At 41.5% G+C, this 3275-nt stretch carries 3 protein-coding genes; all 3 read right to left on the minus strand.

Translation table 11 applies throughout. The features are described from left to right. Positions 1 to 146: 146 nt before the first annotated feature. Positions 147 to 803, minus strand: a complete 657-nt coding sequence (locus GLW00_RS20165) for a reverse transcriptase-like protein (protein ID WP_160917060.1) — start codon at positions 801 to 803, stop codon at positions 147 to 149. 67 nt (positions 804 to 870) lie between these two features. Further along, positions 871 to 1299: a GNAT family N-acetyltransferase gene (locus tag GLW00_RS20170; protein WP_160917062.1), complete on the minus strand. Its 429-nt coding sequence runs from the start codon at positions 1297 to 1299 to the stop codon at positions 871 to 873. A 91-nt stretch (positions 1300 to 1390) separates the two neighbouring features. Beyond that, on the minus strand, positions 1391 to 2965 hold the full coding sequence (gene mbcS, locus GLW00_RS20175) for an acyl-CoA synthetase MbcS (RefSeq protein ID WP_160917064.1): 1575 nt from the start codon (positions 2963 to 2965) through the stop codon (positions 1391 to 1393). Positions 2966 to 3275: the final 310 nt, after the last annotated feature.

Genomic DNA, 3275 nt, shown 5'->3' on the forward strand with positions numbered 1-3275 from the left:
AGAAACGTACATGTATTATTATAATTATTGTCGACCATTTAAAAAGCTAAACTGCCAAACTCCAATTGAATTCAGAGTAATGGCAGCCTAGGTGTTTTATTGAGTCTTATTTAACTGTGTCACTCCAATATCCACCGGTTTTTTTTTCATTCCAACTCCGATCGACTTGTCACCTTTACTCCCTTTAAAGCTTGTGTAGCAAGTCGGTCAGCCTCCCCGTTATCCTTCCTTGAAATAACTTCAAAGGAAGGGGCAATTCCCATCTCCTTTATTTTTTCATCAATACGGTCAGCCCAATTATTTAAAGCCTTTTCCATCGTAGGCCACTCATCGTTCAGTTGATTAATCACCACTTGAGAGTCTCCTACGAACCGAACAGGAATATGATGAACTCCCATAAAATCCAATTCTTGAATGGCTAAATGTAAGGCCGCGTACTCCGCCTCATTATTTGTATCCAGTTCGTCAACAAGGGCATTTACTCTTAAACGCATCGCTTTCCCGCTTTGAATATAATAAATAACACACCCAAGGCCTGCCTTACGCTCTTTTATATCATATCCACCATCAAAATAGACAGTAATATCATGAGGCTCGGTTTCAAGATCATCCAAATATTTTTGGAGATCCTTTCGCTTCCATGTTGTATCATAATCGTCGATAAAGGTAATGGATTTGGCGCGTCCTGTTTTTTCTAAATCTTCGGTTATTAGCAAGGCCTGTCCAATGTTCATCTCTTCTGATCTGAAAAATGCTTCTGTTTTCTTCGGGGTTTTATATGTAACTTCCAGTCTGATTTTCATCCGCACTCCACCCTCCTTCTAAATTATTTCCATGTGTTTATTATGGTCTAAACATCTAAGATTATTTTTAGCCGAGGGGTTTATAAAAACCTGTCGCTTTTCCTTCAAACCCAAAGGAATGATAGACATCATGTGCCTTCTTTCTGTCCGCTCTATTTCCACTATTCAACATGATGGTTTTCGCTCCTTTAGTGATTGCCCATTCATCAGCCTTTTCCATAAGCATCCTTCCTATCCCTTTTCCTTGTGCTGTCTCACACACAACAAAAGCGATGACCCTAACGTGGGGGGCATCTGTGTGGTAGGCTTCATTGAAGGTCATTCCAATCATACCAAGCAGTTCCCCATTCGCCTCATAGACGAAGGTTTGGTAGTGTTCTTTAACTAATATACTTTCCAATCTGTATTTCATCTGTTCTTTACTTGATGGGTAACCTAGGGCATCCATTAAGGGGACAAGCCCTTCCGCATCTTCAAGCTTTACACTTCGAATCATCTGTCCCTCTTCACTTCCTTTTCTAAAAAATTCCTTTTCAGCATAACAAACCTGAAGGCCTTTCTCGACCTTCAGGTTTGTTGTGTTTTATTTATTTCATCACTTTCTCTTTTTGGCGAAGCTCCACTCTTCGTATTTTTCCAGATGTCGTCTTCGGCAATTCTTGAATGAATTCCACTTTTCTAGGATACTTGTAAGGCGCTGTCAGTTCCTTTACATGATTTTGTAGATCTGAGACCAATTCTTCATTTTCTTCAAAACCTTGCTGAAGGACAATATAGGCCTTTACAACATTTCCTCGAACTTCATCAGGGCTTGCAACAACAGCACATTCCTGGACAGCTTCATGTTTGACAAGAGCATCTTCCACTTCGAACGGGCCGATGGTATAACCTGAACTGATGATGATATCATCACTCCTGCCTTCAAACCAAAAATAACCTTCTTCATCCATCTTAGCCTGGTCACCTGTCACGTAATAGTTGCCTCGTCGGGACATCTTCGTACGTTCAGGATCTTTATAATACTCCCTAAATAAAGCTGGAGTATCAAGGTGTACTGCAATGTCTCCTACTTCACCTGCCTCTACAGGCACACCCATCTCGTCAATGATTTCGACCTGATTCCCTGGTGTTGGACGACCCATTGACCCAGGGCGCACTTCCATATCTTTCATAATTCCGACGAGAAGTGTATTTTCTGTCTGACCGTAACCATCACGTACTGTTACATCATAATGTTTTTGGAACGTGTCGATGACTTCACGGTTTAACGGCTCTCCAGCAGAAACCGCACTATGCAGTCCTTTTAATTTATAATCAACTAAATTATCAACTTTAGCCATTAAACGATATTCCGTTGGCGTACAACAAAGAACATTCACATGATGTTCATCCATCATGCTTAAATATTTTTTGGGATCGAACTTCCCTTGATAAATCAAACCTTTAGCCCCTGTTCCGAGCACCGAAAGAAACGGACTCCAAATCCACTTCTGCCAGCCAGGTCCAGCTGTTGCCCAAACCGTATCTCCATCTTGGATCGCCAACCATTTATCAGCAGCTGTCTTTAAATGGGCATACCCCCACCCATGTGTATGAACAACACCTTTCGGGTTACCTGTTGTACCAGATGTGTAAGAAAGGAAAGCCATATCGTCTCTTGAAGTATCAGCAAGTAACAACTCTTCACTATTGTCATCCATAAGAGAATCAAGATCATACCATTTCTCTTTCGCCCCACCTACAGAAAAAGTGATTAACTCATCAAACTCATGAACGCCATGGAACTGATCTGTATAAGGGTGATAGCTGACGACCCCGCTCACTTCTCCGTGAGAAATTCTATACTGCAAATCTTTCGTCCTCAGCATTTCAGAACTTGGAATAACGACAAGTCCTACTTTAAGAGCGGCTATATACACTTGATAAGCTTCAATCAAGCGAGGAATCATAACGAGTACTTTATCTCCCTGCTTCAAGCCTCGCTCAAGGAAAGCGTTTCCAATTTTATTCGCATTTTTCATTAACTCTTCATATGTAACTTCTTTCTGGTCACCTTTTTCGTTCAACCATAACAGAGCTTTTCTCCCTGTTTCTTTCGCGTATTTCTCCATTTCAGAAACAACATTATATCTTTCAGGAGCAATCAGTTCTTCTCTTTTCATATTAGGACCTCCTTTTTAATGAGCGACTGTTCAGTTTGTCCAATTCTATTATAGCAATTTTTCTTAATATTTCAAATAATTAATCATACATACTCCACTAACGCGCCCTTTAGTGGAAGACTCAGTTTCGATACTTTTTTGCAATTCTAGGGGCTCCGGGAAACGATTCGCTTTCCATGGGGCGGGCGGTGAGCCTCCTCAGGCTACGCCTTCCGGGGTCTCACCTGTCCCACACGTCCCATAGGAGTCTCACCGTTTCCCTCCGCCCCTTTACCATGGAATAGATTCTCGAAACCAACACTAAAAGGCA

It is taken from the genome of Halobacillus litoralis (assembly GCF_009856445.1).
In the GTDB taxonomy this organism is placed as follows: Bacteria; Bacillota; Bacilli; order Bacillales; family Halobacillaceae; genus Halobacillus; species Halobacillus litoralis.

Bases quoted from the DNA above. Each gene is read 5' to 3' on its own strand.
- GLW00_RS20165 (WP_160917060.1), bottom strand. From the start codon at position 803: ATGAAAATCAGACTGGAAGTTACATATAAAACCCCGAAGAAAACAGAA.
- GLW00_RS20170 (WP_160917062.1), bottom strand. From the start codon at position 1,299: ATGATTCGAAGTGTAAAGCTTGAAGATGCGGAAGGGCTTGTCCCCTTA.
- mbcS (WP_160917064.1), bottom strand. From the start codon at position 2,965: ATGAAAAGAGAAGAACTGATTGCTCCTGAAAGATATAATGTTGTTTCT.